General features: G+C 68.3%; 19 protein-coding genes. 6 read left to right on the forward strand and 13 right to left on the reverse strand.

Annotation, left to right across the window (positions count from 1 at the left end; genetic code table 11):
* The first annotated feature begins 84 nt into the window (after window positions 1–84).
* A complete protein-coding gene (locus ABGI63_RS06215; protein WP_349741549.1) occupies window positions 85–1,452 on the forward strand; it encodes an HD-GYP domain-containing protein in 1,368 nt (455 codons plus the stop codon).
* 16 nt (window positions 1,453–1,468) lie between these two features.
* Here ABGI63_RS06215 and ABGI63_RS06220 read toward each other — a convergent pair whose 3' ends face one another.
* The 7 genes from ABGI63_RS06220 to ABGI63_RS06250 all read right to left on the reverse strand — a co-directional run bounded on the left by ABGI63_RS06220 (window position 1,469) and on the right by ABGI63_RS06250 (window position 5,309).
* A complete protein-coding gene (locus ABGI63_RS06220; RefSeq protein ID WP_349741550.1) occupies window positions 1,469–1,840 on the reverse strand; it encodes a VOC family protein in 372 nt (123 codons plus the stop codon).
* A 124-nt stretch (window positions 1,841–1,964) separates the two neighbouring features.
* A complete protein-coding gene (locus tag ABGI63_RS06225) occupies window positions 1,965–2,210 on the reverse strand; it encodes a hypothetical protein (protein WP_349741551.1) in 246 nt (81 codons plus the stop codon).
* Window positions 2,207–2,623 carry a VOC family protein gene (locus tag ABGI63_RS06230; RefSeq protein WP_349741552.1) on the reverse strand — a complete coding sequence of 139 codons (417 nt, stop codon included), beginning with the start codon at window positions 2,621–2,623 and terminating at the stop codon, window positions 2,207–2,209. The genes ABGI63_RS06225 and ABGI63_RS06230 overlap by 4 nt, the downstream gene beginning before the upstream one ends.
* Complete coding sequence (locus ABGI63_RS06235; protein ID WP_349741553.1) at window positions 2,623–3,132, reverse strand: helix-turn-helix transcriptional regulator; 510 nt, start codon at window positions 3,130–3,132, stop codon at window positions 2,623–2,625. The genes ABGI63_RS06230 and ABGI63_RS06235 overlap by 1 nt, the downstream gene beginning before the upstream one ends.
* Window positions 3,133–3,150: 18 nt before the next feature.
* Window positions 3,151–3,627, reverse strand: a complete 477-nt coding sequence (locus ABGI63_RS06240; RefSeq protein WP_349741554.1) for a hypothetical protein — start codon at window positions 3,625–3,627, stop codon at window positions 3,151–3,153.
* Between the two features lie 41 nt (window positions 3,628–3,668).
* Window positions 3,669–4,064: a GFA family protein gene (locus ABGI63_RS06245; RefSeq protein ID WP_349741555.1), complete on the reverse strand. Its 396-nt coding sequence runs from the start codon at window positions 4,062–4,064 to the stop codon at window positions 3,669–3,671.
* A gap of 9 nt (window positions 4,065–4,073) precedes the next feature.
* Window positions 4,074–5,309 carry an FAD-dependent monooxygenase gene (locus ABGI63_RS06250; RefSeq protein ID WP_349741556.1) on the reverse strand — a complete coding sequence of 412 codons (1,236 nt, stop codon included), beginning with the start codon at window positions 5,307–5,309 and terminating at the stop codon, window positions 4,074–4,076.
* 121 nt (window positions 5,310–5,430) lie between these two features.
* Between ABGI63_RS06250 and ABGI63_RS06255 the strand changes: the two genes are divergently transcribed.
* Window positions 5,431–6,423: a potassium channel beta subunit family protein gene (locus ABGI63_RS06255; RefSeq protein ID WP_349741557.1), complete on the forward strand. Its 993-nt coding sequence runs from the start codon at window positions 5,431–5,433 to the stop codon at window positions 6,421–6,423.
* A gap of 10 nt (window positions 6,424–6,433) precedes the next feature.
* Here the strand turns inward: ABGI63_RS06255 and ABGI63_RS06260 are convergent, their stop codons facing one another.
* The 3 genes from ABGI63_RS06260 to ABGI63_RS06270 are packed head-to-tail and all read right to left on the reverse strand — an operon-like array spanning window position 6,434 to window position 8,873.
* On the reverse strand, window positions 6,434–7,561 hold the full coding sequence (locus tag ABGI63_RS06260; RefSeq protein WP_349741558.1) for a GGDEF domain-containing protein: 1,128 nt from the start codon (window positions 7,559–7,561) through the stop codon (window positions 6,434–6,436).
* A 12-nt stretch (window positions 7,562–7,573) separates the two neighbouring features.
* Complete coding sequence (murU, locus tag ABGI63_RS06265; RefSeq protein ID WP_349741559.1) at window positions 7,574–8,257, reverse strand: N-acetylmuramate alpha-1-phosphate uridylyltransferase MurU; 684 nt, start codon at window positions 8,255–8,257, stop codon at window positions 7,574–7,576.
* Window positions 8,258–8,288: 31 nt separating this feature from the next.
* Window positions 8,289–8,873 carry a hemerythrin domain-containing protein gene (locus ABGI63_RS06270; protein WP_349741560.1) on the reverse strand — a complete coding sequence of 195 codons (585 nt, stop codon included), beginning with the start codon at window positions 8,871–8,873 and terminating at the stop codon, window positions 8,289–8,291.
* Window positions 8,874–9,003: 130 nt separating this feature from the next.
* On the opposite strand from ABGI63_RS06270, the gene tkt reads away from it, so the two are divergent.
* The 3 genes from tkt to ABGI63_RS06285 all read left to right on the forward strand — a co-directional run bounded on the left by tkt (window position 9,004) and on the right by ABGI63_RS06285 (window position 14,181).
* On the forward strand, window positions 9,004–11,052 hold the full coding sequence (gene tkt, locus ABGI63_RS06275; RefSeq protein WP_432767377.1) for a transketolase: 2,049 nt from the start codon (window positions 9,004–9,006) through the stop codon (window positions 11,050–11,052).
* Window positions 11,053–11,123: 71 nt separating this feature from the next.
* A complete protein-coding gene (gene gap, locus ABGI63_RS06280; RefSeq protein WP_349741562.1) occupies window positions 11,124–12,122 on the forward strand; it encodes a type I glyceraldehyde-3-phosphate dehydrogenase in 999 nt (332 codons plus the stop codon).
* Window positions 12,123–12,297: 175 nt separating this feature from the next.
* Window positions 12,298–14,181 carry a S8 family peptidase gene (locus tag ABGI63_RS06285; RefSeq protein ID WP_349741563.1) on the forward strand — a complete coding sequence of 628 codons (1,884 nt, stop codon included), beginning with the start codon at window positions 12,298–12,300 and terminating at the stop codon, window positions 14,179–14,181.
* Here the strand turns inward: ABGI63_RS06285 and ABGI63_RS06290 are convergent.
* The 3 genes from ABGI63_RS06290 to ABGI63_RS06300 are packed head-to-tail and all read right to left on the reverse strand — an operon-like array spanning window position 14,161 to window position 16,245.
* Window positions 14,161–14,841 (reverse strand): hypothetical protein, encoded by a 681-nt coding sequence (locus ABGI63_RS06290; protein WP_349741564.1) that lies wholly within the window; start codon window positions 14,839–14,841, stop codon window positions 14,161–14,163. The genes ABGI63_RS06285 and ABGI63_RS06290 overlap by 21 nt on opposite strands.
* A 4-nt stretch (window positions 14,842–14,845) precedes the next feature.
* Window positions 14,846–15,688 (reverse strand): biotin--[acetyl-CoA-carboxylase] ligase, encoded by an 843-nt coding sequence (locus ABGI63_RS06295; protein ID WP_349741565.1) that lies wholly within the window; start codon window positions 15,686–15,688, stop codon window positions 14,846–14,848.
* A gap of 11 nt (window positions 15,689–15,699) precedes the next feature.
* A complete protein-coding gene (locus ABGI63_RS06300) occupies window positions 15,700–16,245 on the reverse strand; it encodes an SET domain-containing protein (RefSeq protein WP_349741566.1) in 546 nt (181 codons plus the stop codon).
* A 114-nt stretch (window positions 16,246–16,359) separates the two neighbouring features.
* On the opposite strand from ABGI63_RS06300, the gene ABGI63_RS06305 reads away from it, so the two are divergent.
* On the forward strand, window positions 16,360–18,957 hold the full coding sequence (locus tag ABGI63_RS06305) for a DNA topoisomerase III (RefSeq protein ID WP_349741567.1): 2,598 nt from the start codon (window positions 16,360–16,362) through the stop codon (window positions 18,955–18,957).
* Window positions 18,958–18,959 lie beyond the last annotated feature (2 nt).

Here is an 18,959-nt window from a genome sequence, read left to right on the forward strand (position 1 = left end):
GACCGCGCGAAGCGGCGGCGGTGCGGCCATGGGCTGTCACACTGTGCCGGTGTTGAGCTGGGAATTCAGGGAGTGATGCTGACGATGGACCAGGATGTACAGGCGATCCCCGACGAGCTGGACCTGGCCCGTGGACAGGTCAATCCGCATTTCCTGAATCATATGGTCGAGACCGCCGCCAGCCGGGAGGTGCAGGCCAGCGAGGACATCGTCAGCGGCAGCGGCATCAAGCTGCTGGCCAAGGGCGCCCGCATCAGCGCCCAGGCGCGCGAGCGCCTGCTGCAGCACAAGCTGGCCAAGCCGCTGGAGGACTGCGTGCAGGTGGTCGACGGCGTGATGCCGCAAAGCCTCGCGCCGCTGGCCGAGCGCCTGCTGGAGCAGCACCCGCTGCTGGCCCAGCTGTGCGAGCATCCGCGCGCGCTGCCGGTGCCGCAGTCGTTGGCGGGTCTGAGCCTGTCGGTGCCGGTGCAATCGCTGCTGACCCTGTATGCCGACTACCAGGGCGACCGGCTGTCGCACAGCGTCGGCGTTGCGATGCTGAGCCTGGCGCTGGCGCGCCGCCTGCTGCCCGGCGACATCGAACGCCACCGGCAGCTGGCGCTGGCCGGGCTGCTGCATGACGTCGGCGAGCTCTATATCGACCCCGAGCATCTGCGCACCGACCGGCCGCTGCAGCCCGAGCAATGGCGCCATATCGCCAGTCATCCGGTGATCGGCTGGCGCGTGCTGCGCGAGATGAACGGCGCCGGCAAGCAGGTGGCCGAAGCGGTGCTGAACCACCACGAGCGGCTCGATGGCTTCGGTTATCCGCGTGGCATCGCTGACGAGGAGTTCCCGCTGGAGGGCCAGATCCTGGCCACGTCGGAGTGGCTGATGGCCTTGATCGAGGCCGGCATCGCGCCGCTGGCGCGCGCCAGCGTGGCCAGCAAGCTGATGCCGGGCGAGTTCGGCAAGCCGCTGCAGCAGGTGCTGAGCCAGCTCGGCGGCGTCGACACCGATATGGCCGACTGGCTGCAGGCCCAGCAGCCCCTGTCCGAGATGCTGCCCGAGATCCGCCGCGTGATGGCGACGCTGCGACGCTTCCGTGCGCTGCGCGACGAGATCGACCAGCAGATCGAGCAGGCCGGCCCGCGCTTGCGCAAGGTCCTGCAGCAAAGCCTGAACCGCATGCTGCGCATCCAGTCCGCGTTCTCCAGCAGCGGCCTCGATGCGGACGCCGATCCCGAACGCATGCTGGCCGAACTGGCCGCGCAGGGCGACCCGAAAGTGCAGCAGGAGGTCCAGGCCCTGGCGCGCGAATTCAGCTGGCGCATGCGCGAGCTGCAGCGCGAGTCACTGCTCCGCGCCGGCCTGCTGGGCGATGCCGATGCGGCGGTGATGCAGGGGTTGACGGCACGGTTGCGGGGCGACGAGGCGGCGCCGGTGCCTGGCGAGGAGAAGCCCTTGAAGTAGGGCTTCCTTGCATCATCTAGCCCTCGGCTTGATGGCAGACCGCTTCGATGTTGTGCCCGTCCGGACCAATGACGAAGGCGGCGTAGTAGTTCGCGTGGTACTGCGGGCGCAGGCCCGGCGCACCGTTGTCCTCGCCTCCTGCCTCAAGAGCGGCGCGGTAAAAGGCTTCGACCTGCCCGCGGCTCTCGGCCGTGAAGGCCAGGTGAAGGTGTGTGGCCTTCGCTTCGACCCGGCGGATGCACAGCGAAGATTGGCTGTCGGGGCGGCAGAGCTCAATGCCCAGCGGCCCTTCCGAGACGACCACGACGCCGAGCGGCTCAAGCGCCTTGACGAAGAACGCCTTGCTCGCGGCATAGTCGCTGACGCCGAATACAACGTGATCGAACATGGGGCTGCTGACTGGTGTGGGCTTGGTCGAGGTCGACGGGATTTTGGCCCACGAAGGGTTTCGATGCCAGGTCTTGAATGCAGCAGGGTTCAAGACCTGACCCCGCCTGGCGTCCCGGGGCTCGTCAAACGGCCGGTGTCCCCTGCTCTTTGGCGCCATGCCGTTCGTGGTGACGGCCGAGATAGGGCAGGGCAAACAGGTACAGCCCCGTCAACAGCAGGAGGCCCAGTGGCAGCAGCGGCGCATAGGTCAGCCAGGGCGGCGGCTCTGCTGGCCCTTGGGCCCGGGCGACGAAGTTGGCGATGACGGTCAGCGTGAAGGCGATCGACACCCAGCGGTGGGTGCGCCTCAAGAAGCTGCTGCAATTCATGTCGCGCTCCCCGCTGCCTGGATCATCTTCCAGCCGTTGCCCGCAGGGTCGCGGAAACCGGCATCCACGCTGCCATAGCGATCCACCGGCTCCTGGGTGAATTCCACGCCCCGGGCATGCAGTTGCTGGTAGGTGGCCCGGCAGTCGGCCACGGCCAGGACCAAGGCCGGCATCGCGCCCTTGGCGACCAGTGCGCGCAGCGCCTGCGCCGTCGCCTCGTCGTGCATCGGTGGCCCGGGTGTGAACAGGCCGAGCTGAAATAAGGGTTGCTCCGGATGCTGTACCGTCAGCCAGCGATAGGCCCCATTGCGCACATCCGTATGGACGCGGAAACCGAGCTTGTTGACGTAGAAATCGAGGGCCTGGTCCTGATCGTCGACGTACACACCCACCACATTGATACCTTGGCTCATCAGCGCTCCTTTGTTGGTGGCCGGTTTGTACCTTCTGTTGCACGGCGACGCTTCTCCGAAACTGCGATGGTGAGGTCCGGCCGCTGCGCCGCTTTCAGGACGCAGGCGGGCACGCGGTCGAGCTGGGTGGTCTCGGCCCTGGCCTCGATGCGAAGCGCACCGGGGCTCTTGCCGGTGATGTCCCGGAATGTGCGCCCGAAGGTACCCAGGCTCTCCCAGCCGGTGGCGAAAGCAATCTCCGTGATGGGCAGTTCGGTGTCGCGCAGCAGCGTAGCCGCCTGCTCGATGCGCCGCGTCAATAGGTAGCGATGCGGTGGGATGCCAAAGGCCTGCCGGAAGGTGTGTGCGAAATGGGTCTCGGAGACGCCGCTGACCTCGGCGAGCCGCTTCACCGGCCAGGCTTCATGCGAGGCGGCGTCCATGCGATCCTTCGCCCGCAGCAGCCGCCGAAGCAGGGCCGGATCCGGGATATCGAAGTTTTCAATTGCTGCGCTTGATGAGTCATCCATGCGGCGCAATGCTAGCGGCTATGGGCATGCCGTTGTCATCGCCGCTGAGTAGGCGAGCAGGCCGGCGAGTGCAGCGACAAGCAGGTGCATCAATATCCAGAAGTTTCGCAAACCTTGCCAGCGAAGCCATGCGCCGAAGCCGCTGTAGCGCTGCTTGTGGCGCTTGTCTGCCGATCTTCTCAAGGCCTCGAATCCGGGCGCATCTACGCCGGCGTCTATCGCATCCCGGAGTTCTCGCGCTCGCTCATAGTGAGCATCCGCACGTTCGGTCTGCTTGGCCACAAAGATCGCTCCGAACACGCCTAGGATTCCGATGAAGACAAGCACCGGAATGTCTGTCTGCTGAATGCATCTGTCGTATCCGGCAACCGTGAATCCTGCGCCGGCCAGGACGAGCAGCGCATTCGTGGTTGTGGCTCGCAATGTCTCGTGATGACGCGAGTGATCCAGGTTGTCCTTCAAGTAACGCCAATGCAACTCCGTCTTGTCGTCCATATGACTGTCCTCCTGATCGCCGCACGGTGGCGACTATCCCCTCAGCCGATATGCTCCGCATCCTCCGGCGGTACGACCCAGCCATGCATGCGCTCCTCATAGACCGAGATGCTGGGCGCCGGGAAGCTGGGGTCGGCGAAGGCGCCGACCGGGATGGCCAGGAACTCTTCCAGGCCCTCGGGCTCGTAGTAGACCGTCGCGCCGCAGTGGGGGCAGAAGTGGAAGGTGACGCGGGAGCCTTCATCGCCGACCCGCACATAGGGGGTCGAGCGGCCCGACAGCGAGACGTTCTCACGGCGGAACCTGGCCTGTGCTCCGAACACGCTGCCGGTGCGGCGCTGGCAGGCCAGGCAGTGGCAGATCGAGACGCGCAGCGGCTCACCGACGACCTGGGCCGTGAGCTGGCCGCAGCTGCAGGAGGCGAGGCGTTCAGTCATGGCGGCGGTTCAGCGGCTGCCGAACATCATCTGCCGCGCCAGCGCGCGCTTCAGCGGCGGCAGCGCCTGCAGTGCGGCCAGGCCGAGGCCGCGCACGACCGGCAGGCCGGGCCAGCGCCAGGCGAAGCTGCGGGCCAGGAAGTCGGTGCTGGCGATGGTGCTCCAGCGGTCGGGGGCTCGTTGCCATTCGACGCTGCGCAGCGCGGCGTCGATGTCGCGACTACCGCGCAGGGTCTGAACCAGCGCATAGGCATCGCGCAGCCCCAGGTTCAGGCCCTGGCCGGCCACCGGGTGCAGGGTCTGGGCGGCGTTGCCGATGCGCACGGTACGGCCCTCGACCAGGCTGCGCTCGGCGTTCAGGCCCAGCGCAAAGCATTTGAGAGGGCTGATGGCCTGCAGCGGGCCGGCCTCGGTGGCCAGCAGGCTGTTGATGACGGCCAGGCGCTGGGCATCGCTGAGGCTGGCGATCTCGTCCTCGGCCTGCGGCATGCACCAGACCAGGGCCGCGCGCTTGCGGCCCTCCAGCGGTGGCAGCGGCAAGAGGGCCAGCGGGCCGTTGCGGGTGAAGCGCTCGTAGGCCACGCCGGGCGGGCTGCTCTCGGCCAGGGTCACGGTGCCGACCCAGGCGTTTTGCTGGTAGTCGTGAGCCAGACTCTTGCGCGCCTGCTCGGCAAACACGCCGCCCTCGGCGACCACCGCCAGATCGAAGGTGTCCGCAATGCCGGCGTCGACCTCGACCCCGCCGCCTGCTGACGCGTCCAGCGGCTTCAGCCCCACGACCGGCGCACCGAAGCGGCTCAGCAGGCGGGTCGGCTCGGCCGCGGCGGCCGCTTGCCAGGCCGCCTGCAGCGGGGCCACCAGCTGGCCGTAGCTGAGCACCGCGCCCAGCATGTCCACGCCCTGCTCGGCCGCACTGATGCGCACCAGCGGCTCGCCGGCCGCGCCGAAGATCGGGTGGTTCAGCGTGGGCGGGGCCTGGCTGACATGGACCTGCAGGATGGCTTGCGCGGCGGCTTCGTTCCAGGCGCCCAGGCGCTGCAGCAGCTGGACGCTGCCCAGGCTCAGCGCCAGCGTGCGCGGGTCGCCGGAGACATCGCGCTCCAGCGGCCGGGCATCGAACAGGCTGATCTGGGCCTGGGGCAGGCTGCGTGCCGCCAGCAGGGCCAGGCCCAGGCCGGCCGGGCCGGCACCGACCACGGCCAGGCGCAGGGCGGAAAGAGACGAAGCGTCGGCGATCTCGGACATGGCCGCAGTCTATAGCGGCCGTCCGCCATCCCGTCATGCCCAGGTCGCGACCGCGTCAGCACGATGACGCGCTGTGCGCTACGCTCGCGTCCGTCCGCTCACTCTCTGTCATCAGCACACCATGCAATACCGTCGTCTGGGCCGCAGCGGCCTGCAAGTCTCCGAGTTGTCCCTGGGCTCCTGGGTCACCTATCACAACCAGGTCGACACCAAGGCCGCCACCGAGATGCTGGCGGCCGCCTTCGATGCCGGTATCAACTTCTTCGACAACGCCGAGGTCTATGCCAAGGGCGAGAGCGAGGTGGTGATGGGCGCGGCGCTGAAGGCGCTGAAATGGCCGCGGCTGAACTATCTGGTCTCGACCAAGTTCTTCTGGGGCATGGAGCGCGCGCCGGCCGGCGAGCCGCGCCTGCCGAACCGCCAGGACACGCTGAACCGCAAATACCTGATGCAGGCCATCGACGGCTCGCTGGCGCGCCTGCAGCTGGACTTCGTCGACCTGGTCTACTGCCACCGCCCCGACCCGCTGACGCCGATCGAGGAAACGGTCTGGGCGATGAGCGACATCATCAAGCAGGGCAAGGCGCTGTACTGGGGTACCAGCGAATGGAGCGCCGACGAGATCCGCGCCGCCTACGAGATCGCCGAGCGCCACCATCTGCACAAGCCGGTGGTGGAGCAGCCGCAATACCATCTGTTCCACCGCCAGCGTGTCGAGACCGAGTACGCCCGCCTGTACGAGGACATCGGCCTGGGCCTGACGACCTGGAGCCCGCTGGCCTCGGGCCTGCTGACCGGCAAGTACAAGAACGGCATCCCGGAGGGCAGCCGCGGCTCGCTGGACAGCATGGCCTGGCTGCGCGAGCAGCTGCAGGACCCGGCGAAAAACCAGGCCGTGGCCGCACTGGAAGGCATTGCCGCCGAGCTCGGCTGCACCATGGCCCAGCTGGCGCTGGCCTGGGTCAACAAGAACCCGCGCGTCTCCACCGTGATCCTGGGCGCCAGCAAGCTCAGCCAGCTGCAGGACAATCTCGGCGCGCTGGCGGTCACGCCCAAGCTGACGCCCGAGCTGCTGGCCCGCATCGACACGATCGCCAAGCCGCTGGCCAAATAGGCCGCCGGCCTCAGCCCAGCTCGACCCGGTTGCGGCCCAGCGACTTGGCGCGGTAGAGCGCCCGGTCGGCGCGTCTGAACAGGGTGTCGGCCGAGTCGCCCGGCTGCCACAGCGTCAGCCCCAGGCTGCAGCGCAGCGCCGGCAGCTCGCCCCGGGGCGGCCGTGCGATCTGCTGGTGCAGCTGCCGTGCCCGCGCCAGTGCCGCGCCGTCATCGCCGGCCGGCAGCAGCAGGCAGAACTCCTCGCCGCCCCAGCGGAAGCCCTGCTCGCCAGCGGCTAGGCTGGCGCGCAGGCCTGCGGCGAAGTCGGCCAGCGCGGCGTCGCCGGCATGGTGGCCGAAACCGTCGTTGATGGCCTTGAAATGATCCAGATCGACCAGCAGCAGGGCAAAGGGCCGGGTCCGCGTGATCGCGGCGGCCACGGCCTCGTCGAGGGCCCGCCGGTTGGGCAGGCCGGTCAGCCCGTCGCTATGGGCTTGCTGCCGCACCTCGGCCTCGGCCTGCATCTTGCACATCTGCAGAAAGCCCAGTGTGGTCACGATGATGAACAGAAAGCCGAACAGGAACAGCGGCGCCTGCCAGTCGGCGGGCACGTTCAGATAGTCGCGTCCCTGGCCCTGCTGGAGCAGCAGCGCGGCGGCGCGCAGCGGCAGCAGCAGGCCCATCAAGAGGTAGAAGCTCGCGACCACCCGCTGCACCCCTCGCAGGGTCGGCGCCGGGCTGCGCCACAGCAGCCAGGCATTGAGCAGCTGCACCAGGCCGTAGGCGAAGCCGTTGAAGATGGTGGATTGCGCGTAGTCGGCACCGGCCGTCAGCGCCACCGCCGTCACCGCCAGCACCATCGAGGCCATCAGCACCAGCCCGCTGCGGTGCATGGCCTGGCCCAGGAACTGACGGATCGCCGCATGGAACAGCGCCACGCTGACGGCGCCCAGCGCATTGCCCAGGCCGGCGCTCAGCAGGCTGGGCAGGCGGCCGGCGTTGGACAGCAGCGCATAGGCCAGGCCCTGGCCGGCGACAGCCAGCATCCACAGGCGCAGGCCGTTGCGCCGGTCGGCCTCGCCGCGCGCGATCCACAGCATCGCGGCGCTGGCCAGCAGTGCGCAGGTCTGCGCCAGGAAGAGGGTGCGGACGTCCATGGCCGGCGCGGCTCAGGCGCTGCGGTTGAGGGCGTCCAGCCGCGCCGCCGTGCCCACATCGGCCCAGGGCCCGGCGTAGAACTCGGCGCCGATGCGGCCGGCGGCGATGCCGGCGTCCAGATAGGGCCGCAGCCGCGCGCGCGTGCCCGGGGTGATGCCGGTGAACATCTCGGCGCGGTACAGGCCGATGCAGGACCAGGTGTGGCGCGGCCCGCCTGCGGTGGCCGCCAGGCCCTCGGCGCTGATCGCGAAATCCCCGTCGGGGTGGTGCGGGCTGTTGGCCACCATCCACAGATGGGCCAGCCGCGGGCCGTCGGCGAAGCGCCGGGCCTGATCGGCGTCGAAGCGGAACGCCGGCAGAAAGACATCGGCCGAAACCACCCAGAAGGCCGCGTCGCCATCGGCCGTCAGCAGCGGCAGGGCCTGGGCGATGCCGCCGGCGGTCTCCAACGCCTGCGCCTCGACCGAGTAGTGCAGACGCAGGCCCCAGGCGCGGCCGTCGCCCAGCGTGGCCGGGAACTGCTCGGCCAGCCAGGCCGTGTTGATCACGATATCGCGCACGCCGGCGGCGGCCAGGGCCTCGATATGCCAGACGATCAGCGGCTTGCCGCGCACGTTCAGCAGCGGCTTCGGGGTGGTGTCGGTCAGCGGCCGCATGCGCTCGCCGCGCCCGGCCGCGAGGATGATGGCTCGCATGGGGCGGGAGTGTAGGGTGCGCCGCCGGGGGTCAGTCCGGCGGGCCCAAGCCCAGCGGCGCGGGCACCAGGTTCAGGATGCGGGAGAACAAGGCCTGGTACTCGGCGTCCGGCACATGGCCGGTCAGCGGGTCGCGGTTGCCGGCGAAGGCCTCGTCGAGCTCGGCCCAGTCTGCGGGGCCGAGCACCTGCTCGGCCAGCGGCAGCACCTCGCGCTCCTCCAGCGCCATATGCTGCAGATAGGCGTCGACATAGCGCTGGGCGGCCTGCTCGAAGGCGGCGCGGCGCGGCTCGCCGAGCAGCTCGAAGGCCAGCAGCCGGTGCTGCAGCTCGCGCACCGCGCGCTCGCCGCGGCCATGGTCGGCGTCGAGCCGGTCCAGCAGCTCGCGCGACTGCGGCGCCCGCGCCCGCAGCTTCGGAAACAGCAGCTCGGTTTCCTTCGGGTGGTGCAGGCGCTCGGGGAACTCGTCGACATAGAACAGCATCGCGCGCAGCGCGTCGAAATCGGGCCGGCTGCCCTGCTGGCGGTGCTGGGCCAGCAGCAGCGGTATCGTGCGCAGCATCGCGGCCAGCGCATGGTGTTCGTCGCGGATGATGCGAAGCGTCAGTGCGGTCATCGGTGTCTCCGGCAGTGCATGGTGCAGCGTGCCAGCTCGGGCGCCGCGAGGTCTTGCTCTGGGTCAAGCCGGGGTGGGCCGGCGGCCAAGTAAAATCCCGTGTTTACCCGCAACTCCGCCCGCATCCACCATGGCTCAAACCGCTGCAAGCAACCCCACTTTGATGGCCAACGCCATTCGCGCACTGGCCATGGACGCCGTGCAGCAAGCCAACTCGGGCCACCCCGGCGCACCGATGGGCATGGCCGATATCGCCGTCGCGCTGTGGGGCCGCCATTTGCGCCACAACCCGGCCAACCCGCAATGGGCCGACCGCGACCGCTTCGTGCTGAGCAATGGCCACGGCTCGATGCTGATCTATGCGCTGCTGCACCTGACGGGCTACGAGCTGCCGATGGCCGAGCTGAAGGCCTTCCGCCAGCTGCACAGCAAGACCCCGGGCCATCCCGAGGTGGGCATCACCCCCGGTGTCGAGACCACCACCGGCCCGCTGGGCCAGGGCATCACCAATGCCGTGGGCCTGGCGCTGGCCGAGAAGATGCTGGCCAAGGAATTCAACCGCGACGGCCATGCGGTGGTGGACCACCACACCTACGCCTTCCTGGGCGACGGCTGCCTGATGGAGGGCATCAGCCACGAGGCCTGCGCGCTGGCCGGCGCCTGGAAGCTGAACAAGCTGATCGCGATCTATGACGACAACGGCATCTCGATCGACGGCCAGGTCGCTCCCTGGTTCATCGACAACACCGCCCAGCGGTTCGAGGCCTATGGCTGGAACGTGATCGGCCCGGTCGACGGCCATGATGTCGATGCGGTTGACGCCGCGATCGCGCTGGCCAAGATGAGCACCGACATGCCCTCGCTGATCATCGCGAAGACCCATATCGGCAAGGGCAGCCCGAACCGTGCCAACACCGCCAAGGCCCATGGCGAGCCGCTGGGCGGCGACGAGATCAAGCTGACCCGCGAGGCGCTGGGCTGGACCCACGAGCCCTTCGTCGTGCCGGCCGAGGTCTATGCCGACTGGGACGCCAAGGCCAAGGGCACCGCGCTGGAGCAGGCCTGGGACGAGCGTTTCGACGCCTATGCCACGGCCCACCCCGAGCTGGCCGCCGAGTTCCAGCGCCGCATGGCCGGCGTGCTGCCGGCCAACTTCGCGCAGACCGCGGTGGACGCGGTGGTGGCCGCCCACACCAAGGGCGAGACCGTCGCCAGCCGCAAGGCGAGCCAGCTGGCACTGGAGGCCTTCACCGCCGCCGTGCCCGAACTGCTGGGCGGCTCGGCCGATCTGACCGGCTCCAACCTGACCAATACCAAGAGCACGCCGGCCTTCCGCCTGGAAGCCGACGGCAGCGCCAACGGCGGTCGCCACATCAATTACGGCGTGCGCGAGTTCGGCATGGCCGCCATCATGAACGGCATCGCGCTGCATGGCGGCTACATCCCTTATGGCGGCACCTTCCTGACCTTCAGCGACTACAGCCGCAACGCGATCCGCATGGCCGCGCTGATGAAGCAGCGCGTCATCCATGTGTTCACGCACGACTCGATCGGCCTGGGCGAGGACGGTCCGACCCACCAGAGCATCGAGCATGTGGCCTCGCTGCGCCTGATCCCAGGCCTGGATGTCTGGCGCCCGGCCGACACCACCGAGACCGCTGTGGCCTGGACCATGGCCATCGGCAATGCCACCCGCCCCAGCGTGCTGGCGCTGAGCCGTCAGAACCTGCCCTATGCGCCCAAGGCCAATCTGGACGAGATCAGCAAGGGTGGCTATGTCCTGAGCGAGCCGGCCGAGGTGGGCCTGAAGAAGAAGGCCCAGGGCGTGATCATCGCCACCGGCTCCGAGGTGCAGCTGGCCCTGCATGCCCAGGCCTCGCTGGCCGCCGAGGGCATCGCGGTGCGCGTGGTCTCGATGCCCTCGACCACGGTGTTCGACCGCCAGGACGCCAAGTACAAGAAGGCCGTGCTGCCCGAAGGCCTGCCGCGCGTCGCGGTGGAAATGGGTGTCAGCGATGGCTGGTGGAAGTACGGCGTCGCTGCCGTCGTCGGCATCGACAGCTACGGCGAGTCGGCCCCGGCACCGGTGCTGTTCAAGCATTTCGGCTTCACGCCCGAGAATGTGGTGGACACGGTCAAGGTGGCACTGGGCCTGGCCCGTTTGAAGACGAAGAAGTGATGGTTTGAGTTCGAAGGGGTGCGTGGCGCCCCTTTTTCATGGATTTTGCTTTTCTGACTTAGGAGACCTCTATGACGATCAAGATCGGTATCAACGGCTTCGGCCGCATCGGCCGCATGGTGTTCCGTGCCGCCATCGCCAACTTCAAGGACATTGAAGTCGTCGGCATCAACGACCTGCTGGAGCCCGACTATCTGGCCTACATGCTGAAGTACGACAGCGTGCATGGCAAGTTCGACGGCGAGGTCGCGGTCGACGGCAACACCCTGGTCGTCAACGGCAAGAAGATCCGCCTGACGCAGGAGCGTGATCCCGCCAACCTGAAGTGGAACGACGTCGGTGCCGACATCGTCGTCGAAGCCACCGGCCTGTTCCTGGACAAGGCCAGCGGCGAGAAGCATCTGGCCGCTGGCGCCAAGAAGGTGGTGTTCTCGGCCCCGAGCAAGGACGACACGCCGATGTTTGTGTTCGGCGTCAATGACAAGACCTACGCCGGCCAGGCCATCATCTCGAACGCTTCCTGCACGACCAACTGCCTGGCCCCGCTGGCCAAGGTGCTGAACGACAAGTGGGGCATCAAGCGCGGCCTGATGACCACCGTGCACGCCGCCACCGCGACCCAGAAGACCGTCGACGGCCCGAGCAACAAGGACTGGCGCGGCGGCCGCGGCATCCTGGAAAACATCATCCCTTCGAGCACCGGTGCGGCCAAGGCCGTCGGCGTCGTGATCCCCGAGCTGAACAAGAAGCTGACCGGCATGAGCTTCCGCGTGCCGACCTCGGACGTGTCGGTGGTGGACCTGACCGTGGAGCTGAACAGCGAGGCCTCGTACAAGGAGATCTGCGCCGAGTTCAAGGCACAGTCGGAAGGCGCACTGAAGGGCGTGCTGGGCTATACCGAGGACAAGGTGGTTGCCACCGACTTCCGCGGCGATGCCCGCACCTCGATCTTCGATGCCGACGCCGGCATCGCGCTGGACTCCACCTTCGTCAAGCTGGTGGCCTGGTATGACAACGAGTGGGGCTACTCGAACAAGGTGCTCGAGATGGTGCGCGTGATTTCCAAGTAAGCAGCCCGTCCGGTTGACCTCAAGGCCTTGCCCGGCGACGGGCAAGGCCTTTTTGCTTGGTCGGCCGAACACCCGGGTGGTTTTGCGTTTGTTTACACACGGACGCAAAGGTCGGCCCTCTAAACTGCGCTGATTGCGCCCGCTGGGCGTGCCCGAGCCCAGGATGGGTCAAGCCATGAAGCGCCTACGCAGCCCCGTGTTCCGTCCCTCTTTGCTGGCCCTGAGCCTGGGCCTGGCCGGCCTGCCTATCGGCCTGTCGGCCGCGACAGCCACCGCGAGCGCAACGAACGAGGCACAGGCCCGCGTGATCGTGCGCTTCAAGGCGGCCGCGCCCTCGGTGCTGGCCAAACCCATGGCCAGCCGGGCGGCGGCTGCCGAGGTGGCCGATCTGGCCGGCCAGCGCGCCCATGCGCTGGCGCTGCGCACCGGGCTGGCGGCCCGGGGCGGGCTGCGCGCCGGCCTGAGCCTGGATGCCCGGACCCAGGTGGTGCGCGCCCAGGGTCTGAGCTCGGCCGATCTGGCACGCCGCCTGGCGGCCGATCCGGAGGTCGAGCAGGTCGAGGTCGACCATCTGCGCCGTCACAGCCTGGTGCCCAATGACCCGGCCTATGCGACCGTGGCCGGGTCCGGGCCGGCCGCCGGGCAGTGGTATCTGAAGCCGCCGGCCGGCGAGGTCGTCTCCGGCATCAATGCGCCGACCGCCTGGGACCGCACCACCGGCAGTGCTTCCATCGTCGTGGCGGTGCTCGACACCGGCGTGCTCCCCGATCATCCCGATCTGGCGGCCAATTTGGTCGGCGGCTATGACTTCGTCGCCTACAGCAACGCGGATGCCCGCGGCCTGGCGATCGCCAATGACGGCAATGGTCATGACAGCAATGCCTCCGATCCCGGCGACTGGGTGACGCAGGCCGATGTCAACGCTGGAACGCTTGGCCCTGACTGCACCAGTGAGGATGTCGGTAATGGCCGGAGTTCCTGGCACGGCACGCGCGTCGCCGGCCTGATCGCGGCCGTCAGCAACAACGGCCTGGGCATGGCCGGCGTGGCCTGGGGTGCCAAGCTGTTGCCGGTGCGGGTGCTGGGCAAGTGCGGCGGCTTTGACTCCGACATCATGGCCGGCATGCGCTGGGCCATGGGCGTCGATGTGCCGGGCGTGCCCAGCAATCCGAACCCGGCCCGGGTGCTGAATCTGAGCCTGGGCGGCGGTGCCAGCTGTGGGACCTTCTACCCCCAGGTGATTGCCGAGGCCACGGCCCGCAATGTGGTGGTGGTTGCGGCGGCCGGCAACTCGGCCGGCCATGCGGTCGGCGCGCCGGGCAGCTGCGCCGGCGTCGTCACCGTGGCCGGCCTGCGCCATGTCGGCTCCAAGGTGGGTTTCTCCAGCATCGGGCCGCAGGTCACGCTCAGCGCGCCCGGCGGCAACTGCGTCAATGTCGATGCCAATGGCAATGCCACCGGCCCCTGCCTGTATCCGCTCTACAGCACCGGCAATAGCGGGACTCAAGGGCCGGTGGCGGCCGACAACAGCTACACCAGCGGTGTCGGCACCAGCTTCTCGACCCCGCTGGTCAGTGGCACGGTGGCGCTGATGCTGAGCTTGCAGCCCAGCCTGACGAGCAGCCAGGTGCGCAATCTGCTGACCTCGACCGTGCGCGCCTTCCCGACCACCGGCGCCACCGCCGGCACCGCCAGCTGCCAGGCACCGAGCAACGCCGAGCAGCTGGAGTGCTACTGCACGACCAGCACTTGCGGCGCCGGCATGCTGGACGCGGGCGCCGCCGTCGCGGCTGCTGTACCCGCGCCGACACCTGCACCTGCACCAACTCCAACTCCAACTCCAACACCGACACCGACACCGACACCGACACCGACACCGACACCGACACCCGCACCCGCACCCGCACCCGCACCCGCACCCGCACCCGCACCCGCACCGAGCACCGACGGCGGAGGAGGAGGTGGTGGTGGCGCCAGCAGCCTGGCCTGGTTGCTGGGCCTGGGCGTGGCCAGCCTGGCGCTGCGGCGGGGTCGCCCCTCAGGCCGCGCTGGCGGCTGAGGCGGCGGGCGCTGGCGGGCAGGTCTTGAAGCCCGGCGCCAGCGCGGGATCCTTGGCGTTCAGCAGACGGGTCTGCACACTGCCATCGGCGCTGGGCAGTTGCAGGCTGTGCAGCTGGCCGGGCGCCTGCAGCTGCAGCACCCGCAGCCCGCGCAGCGCGCGCTTCTCATAGGAGTCCAGCGCGGCCTCGGCGGCCTCGGCGCTGGCATGCTGGCTCAGCACCAGGCTGGGCTGCTCGCCCTGCGGTGCCGGCAGCGGCTCGTAGGCCAGGCGCAGGCGCTTGAAGACCTCTTCCTTGCGGGCCTGCTGCTCGGCCGACTCGAGCTTGTTGGTCGCCACCACCCAGCGGCCCGGCTGATCGCTGCTTTGCACCCGCCAGTCGCTGCTGCCCAGGCCGAAACGTTCGAGCGCGGCCTGCGCCGCCTTCAAGGCCTCGTCGCCGGGCAGCGGTGCCAGCTCCAGGCAACCGCGGGTCTGCATCGCACTGATGGCCTGCGGCGACAGCACGGTGACACGCTCGGCATGCTGGGCCAGCTTCAGGCGTTCGGGCTCGCCCTCACCGCCGGCGCGCAGGCCCAGCACGGTGTCGAGTAGACCCTGGCTCCAGCCGAAGAACAGCAGATTCAGCAGCAGCAGGGCAATAAGCAGGACTCTCAGCATGGGCTCAGGAGGCCTCGTCGGCGGCCAGGCGCACGCTGATCTCGCCGCCGGCCACCGCCTGCAGACCCGAGGCCGTCTGCAACAGCAGCTCACCCTGGGCGTTGACGCCCTGGGCCAGGCCTTCCATCGTGCCGGCCGTGACGTGGCGGCCCAGCAGCAGGTCGCGCCGCGCATAGGCGGACTGCCAGGGAGCGAAGCCACCGGTCTGGAAGTCCAGCAGGGCCTGGATCAGCGGCCGCGCCACCCGTGCCAGCACCGCCGGAGGATCGAGCTGCGGCTGCAGCTCGGCCAGCGAGGCAAAGCCGGTCTGGTACTGGGCATCGGCGGTCGGCGGCTGGCCGCCGACATTCAGGCCCACACCGACCACCACCATGCGCTGGCCGGCGGCCGGCACGGTCTCGATCAGGATGCCGCCCAACTTTCGGCCATCGAGCCAGATGTCATTGGGCCACTTCAGCTGCAGGCGTGGTGCGGCTTCGCTGGGCGGTTCCAGCGCGTCGGCGATCGCGCAGCCCACCGCCAGCGACAGCCCCGACCAGTCGCCCAGCGACATCGGCAGGGCCAGCGAGAAGGTCAGCGAGGCGCCAGGTCCGGCGTGCCAGCTGCGGCCCATGCGGCCGCGGCCATGGGTCTGGTGCTCGGCCACCAGCAGGCAGGGTTGCAGATCGTGGGCGCGGCGGCCATAGGGGCTGGGCTCGAACGATTGGCGGGCATCGCTGCGCACCCGCTCCAGCAGGGCCGAGTTGGTCGACTCGGCACGGGCCAGCACCTCGATGCTCATGCCCGGCAGCAGCGCCTCCAGGTCTTGCCAGAGGGCTTCAACCCCCCACTGTTGATGTTCGGCCATGGGCTCTGTGTTCAGGTGCTGCTGCGTTGGTTGTGACGCTGATTGTTACGTTTAGGCGCGAGCATCGTGCCACGACAGTCGGCGCTGCCGCAATAACAGGCGAATTCTTTTTTCAGCTTGGGCGTGTAGCGCTCGTCGATCACCAGGCCATAGTCGTAGAACAGCTCCTCGCCGGGCAGCAGATCGCGCAGCGCCTTGATGAAGACGCGACCGCTGTCGGTCTCGTCGGCCTCGCAATTGGGCTCGCAGCTGTGGTTGATCCAGCGCGAGCTGTTGCCGCCGTGCAGCGCGTCGATGACCTCGCCGGTCTCGATATGGAAGTAGAAGGTGTGGTTGGGCTGGCTGGGGTCGTGGGGATGGCGCTCCATCGCCTCGTCCCAGCTGATGCGCTCGCCGGTGTACTCGATCAGGGTCTCGCCGGCCTGGATGTAGTCGATCGCGTAGACGCCACGGCCGTGCACGCCGGAGCGGCGCACCTGGATGCGGCGGCCGGCCTTGAGCGGGGGCTTGGCCTGATTCTTGGGCGCGGGCTTCTTGGCGGCGGCGGCTTGCGTCATCGTTCGAGTTGGTTACATTGAAATCATGGGCGTGCGCGCGTGTGCGTGTGCGCGAGGCCGGATTGTAGGCAGGCTGCCAGCGATACTCGCGGCGGTCCGCCAAAAGAAAGAACCATGAGCAAGTCACTGATCATTGCCGAGAAGCCGAGTGTTGCGCAGGACATCGTGCGCGCGCTGACGCCCCAGTCGGGCAAGTTCGAGAAGTACGACGAATACTTCGAGAGCGAGCATTACGTCGTCAGCTCGGCGGTCGGCCATCTGGTTGAGATCAAGGCGCCGGAAGAGTTCGACGTCAAGCGCGGCAAATGGAGCTTCAACAATCTGCCGGTGATCCCGCCGCATTTCGACCTGAACCCGATCGACAAGAGCAAGGGCCGGCTCAATGCCCTGGTCAAGCTGATACGCCGCAAGGACGTCACCAGCCTGATCAATGCCTGTGACGCGGGCCGCGAAGGGGAACTGATCTTCCGCCTGATCATTCAGTATGCCGGCACGGCCAAGGCCGCGATCACCAAGCCGGTGAGCCGGCTGTGGCTGCAATCGATGACGCCGCAAGCGATCCGCGACGGCTTCGACAAGCTGCGCAGCGACAAGCAGATGCTGCCGCTGGCCGATGCCGCGCGCTGCCGCTCCGAGGCCGACTGGCTGGTGGGCATCAACGGCACGCGGGCGATGACGGCCTTCAACTCGCGCGATGGCGGCTTCTTCCTGACCACGGTGGGCCGGGTGCAGACGCCGACGCTGTCCATCGTCGTCGAGCGCGAGGAGAAGATCCGCAAGCATGTCTACCGCGACTACTGGGAGGTGCGCGGCAGCTTCGACGCCGTCGCCGGCCAGTACGAGGGCAAGTGGTTCGATCCCAAGTTCAAGAAGGGCGAGGATCCCGAGGCGCGCGCCGACCGCTTGTGGAACCGCGCCGATGCCGACGCGATCGCGGCCGCCGTGCAGGGCCAGCCGGCCAGCGTGAGCGAGGAGAGCAAGCCCACCACCAGCAGCTGCGGCGGGCTCTACGACCTGACCACCTTGCAGCGCGAGGCCAATTCGCGCTTCGGCTTCTCGGCCAAGACCACCCTGAGCCTGGCCCAGGCCCTGTACGAGAAGCACAAGGTGCTGACCTACCCGCGGACCGACTCGCGCTTCCTGCCCGAGGACTATCTGGCCGTGGCCAAGCAGACCGCCGAGATGATCGCCAGCGAGGACCTGCCGGGTCCGCTGCGCGAGCTGGCGGCGCACGCCAAGACCGCGATCAAGAACGGTTATATCAAGCCCACCAAGAAGGTCTTCGACAACGCCAAGGTCTCGGACCACTTCGCCATCATCCCCACCTTGCAGGCGCCCAAGAGCCTGACCGAGATCGAGGCCAAGCTCTATGACCTGGTGGTCAAGCGCTTCCTCGCGGTGTTCTTCCCGCCGGCCGAGTTCCAGGTGACGACGCGGATCTCGACGGTCAAGGCTGCCGGCAAGGAGTTCAACTTCCAGACCAATGGCAAGGTGCTGGTCAAGCCGGGCTGGCTGGCCGTCTATGGCAAGGAAGTCCAGGAGGACGACGCCAATCTGGTGGCCGTGGCCCCGGGCGAGCTGGTCGCGACCGAGAGCGTCGACGTCAAGGCCCTGCAGACCAAGCCGCCGGCCCGCTATACCGAAGCCACCTTGCTGTCGGCGATGGAGGGCGCGGGCAAGCTGATCGACGACGACGAGCTGCGCGAGGCCATGGCCGAGAAGGGCCTGGGCACGCCGGCGACGCGCGCCGCGACCATCGAAGGCCTGCTGACCGAGAAGTACATGCTGCGCGAAGGCCGCGAGCTGATCCCGACGGCCAAGGCCTTCCAGCTGATGACCTTGCTGCGCGGCCTGGATGTGCAGGAGCTGACCCGCCCCGAGCTGACCGGCGACTGGGAGTTCAAGCTCGCCGAGATGGAGAAGGGCCGGCTGGAGCGCGACGCCTTCATGGCTGAGATCGCCGCGATGACCGAGAAGGTCGTGCAAAAGGCCAAGTCCTATGACCGCGACACGATTCCGGGCGACTACGCGACCCTGAAGACGCCTTGCCCGAAGTGCGCCGGCATCGTCAAGGAGAACTACCGCCGCTTCACCTGCACCGGCAAGGACGGCGCCTCGGAGGGCTGCGGCTTCTCGATCGGCAAGATCCCGGGCGGCCGCAGCTTCGAGCTGCACGAGGTCGAGAAATTCCTGGCCGACAAGAAGATCGGCCCGCTGGAAGGCTTCCGCTCCAAGGCCGGCTGGCCCTTCACCGCCGAGCTGGCCCTGGTCTATGACGAGGAGATCGCCAACTGGAAGCTGGAGTTCGACTTCGGCGAGGACGCCAAGAAGGCCGAGGGCGACGGCGAGCCGGTCGACTTCGGCGGCCAGGAATCGCTGGGCGCCTGCCCGAAGTGCCAGGGCCATGTCTATGAGCACGGCAGCAACTACGTCTGCGAGCACGCGGTCGGCGCGGCCGTCACCTGCGACTTCAAGAGCGGCAAGATCATCCTGCAGCAGCCCATCGAGACCGGCCAGATGCGCAAGCTGCTGGCCGAGGGCAAGACCGAGCTGCTGGAGAACTTCGTCTCGAACAAGACCCGCCGCAAGTTCAAGGCCTTCCTGGCCTATGACAAGAAGGAGGGCAAGGTGATGTTCGAGTTCGAGCCGCGCGCCGCCAAGGTGCCGGCGGCCAAGAAGGCGGCCGCGAAGAAAACCACCGCGAAGAGCTAGGC

This window comes from Roseateles cavernae, assembly GCF_040187885.1.
Taxonomy (GTDB): Bacteria; Pseudomonadota; Gammaproteobacteria; order Burkholderiales; family Burkholderiaceae_C; genus Roseateles_E; species Roseateles_E cavernae.